This is a genomic window from Prevotella sp. S7-1-8 (assembly GCF_000758925.1).
In the GTDB taxonomy this organism is placed as follows: domain Bacteria; phylum Bacteroidota; class Bacteroidia; order Bacteroidales; family Bacteroidaceae; genus Prevotella.
Genome location: NZ_JRNC01000132.1, coordinates 1 through 2397, shown reverse-complemented (window position 1 = coordinate 2397; position 2397 = coordinate 1). Strand labels below are relative to the sequence as shown.

The 2397-nt window shown below is 35.0% G+C and carries 1 protein-coding gene; it reads right to left on the bottom strand.

All coding sequences use genetic code 11. The annotated features are described in order from the left end of the window. Positions 1 to 50: 50 nt before the first annotated feature. Positions 51 to 2363, bottom strand: a complete 2313-nt coding sequence (locus HMPREF1640_RS12280; protein WP_036895340.1) for a carboxypeptidase-like regulatory domain-containing protein — start codon at positions 2361 to 2363, stop codon at positions 51 to 53. Positions 2364 to 2397 lie beyond the last annotated feature (34 nt).

The window sequence follows — 2397 nt, the reverse complement described above, 5'->3', positions numbered from 1 at the left end:
ACGGATTGATTCCTATCAGAATGTGGAGAGCTATTACTCATGATTGGTTATTATTTTAAAATACCCGAATCCGTATCTCTATTATCTACATCAGCTTCTTGTGATTTGGATTTAAAACCGTGATCCCACCGCCATGAAAAAGTAACCAATACATGATTTCCTGCCTCTCTATTGATGTTCTTTACAAGTTTATAAGCATACTCATTTTTGGTTTCAATGCGGTTATTTGTACCGGAACTTTGTAAGGGCTGTTCCCAAGTTAACCCTACTGAAAAATTCTTGTATTTATAGGTAGCACTTAATGAATTGGTGTATTCATTAAACCATACTGTTTCTGCAAACAAGCTATTATAACGACTTCTCAATCCTGCTAAGAATGAAAAACGTCCGATGTAACCTTCGATAGATAAGTCTCCAAAGAAGAATCCTCGTTTGTTGGTATATAAATCACTCCTTGCATTAAAATAATTATAGGAGCCGGTGGCACTGAATACTAATTTATTATTCAACATCGCATAACGTAAGTAGGCAGTCAGTGCGACCTGATTCATATCACGTTCATTTCTTATGATATTGTCAAAAGATATTCTCTCTAAATTCTCTGATCGAATCAAACTGGGCATAATGGCATGTTTGTTGGAAGCATACACTGCGCTAATCATTCCGTAAAATTTTGGCGTATAATAAGTTGCAGACAATGAGTTTTCGATATGGTTGAAAGGCTGCAATAAGGGATTACCTATTTTTCTTTCCCAAACATCTAATTGTATGGCTGCTCCATTTAAATAAGCGAGAGAAGGTAGGCGAGAAACTAAATTGAATCCATATCCCAAACAGAAATTACTGGCAAGTGAGTAGTTCAATGATATTTGAGGACTCATCGTCACCTTATGATACTTTTCATTATTTTGAGCATAGTATTGATCATTTAAAGCCAATGTCGTTCTACCTGAAAATTGTTTCCAACGCCCTTCTACCTGTACATATATATCTGAGTTTAGATTTCTCATTTGTGGTTTGCTTTGTGTTCTTCCGCTGTACAAGTTAGTTGTGTTACCATAAGAAGAGCGTAAACCAGAAGCTATCGCTCCCCATTGGAAATTTTTACTGTATCTCAATTCTCCTATGGCAGATATTTTTTTGCCCTCTACCACATAGTTTGATTTAAAATTACTTTTATCGGTTGAATAAGAATAATCATAATTTGAGCTTATGTAGGTTCCGACGATATTGAACATAAAAGTTTGATTCTTTGGAAGATTTTTTTTCAAGTACAGGTTTAATGCAGGAGACAAGTACTGATCTCTGATATTAGTTTCACTAATGTGACCAGATAAGCCGTCTCCACTCATTAAATCCGATCGGTTGTTTTTCGGATTGCGATGAGAATTTATGTAACCTATGGCTTGAAAAACGTATTTGTCCGGAATCGTAAGGTTATATTTTACTGTTGTTCCATGTGTAAAAGAAACCGCTCTTGAAGACAGGGTCTGAATATGTATAGTCTGCCAGTCTCCGGTAGGAAGAAGATATTTACGTAGGTCATCTGAAATTTGATTGGAACTATTCTGAAAATTTTCACTTTGGCTGATAGTCAGCTGTGAATTTTTATGAATATACGTTCCAAATAGATTATTATACCCATAAATGATTTTCGTTGAATTTGAGGTGTTTACTCCTACAGATACACCATCCTCAGCATTGTACAAAACAATATTTACTGCCATAGCCAGATTCGAGCCATATTTCATCCCCGGATTTCTAATCACTTCGACTTTCTTTATTCGTTTTGGATCCAATATGGCTATATCATTTGCTTCTGAAGGCATTTCATTGATCAGCACAATAACACCACCTTGTGGGTCAAGCGTCGAGATAGTTCTTGATATGGGATTAATATCCAATAAAGGAATAGGAAGTTTTTTAAGTAATTCCAATCCTCCCGTAGATTGTTCTACTTGTAATTTTGAAGGATAGATTGATTGTTTATCCGTTGTAAAAACATTGCGGTTCGCAACAACTGCAACTTCATCAATCTGAATGCTCGTTTGTGGCATTATCAATCTTCCCAGATCCAGATTCTCATTTTCCTTCATTTTGATTTCTGCATTATAATCTTGATAACCAAGTCGGGTGCATTTTAATATATATGTGCCGGAATTGAGTGTACGTATTGTAAATTTCCCATTAGCAGATGTTTCTGTTACTGCGATAACACAATTGTCTTTCGGTGAACGTATCATCACATTTACCATTTCTAATGGTCGATTTGATTCATTACAAATCATTCCTAATAAATCACCGGCAAATGCTTTATAAGTACAAATAATAAACAAAATTACAAGGGCAATATTTTTCTTCATAATATTATTGATTTAAGCGTTGTTTTATAGCATC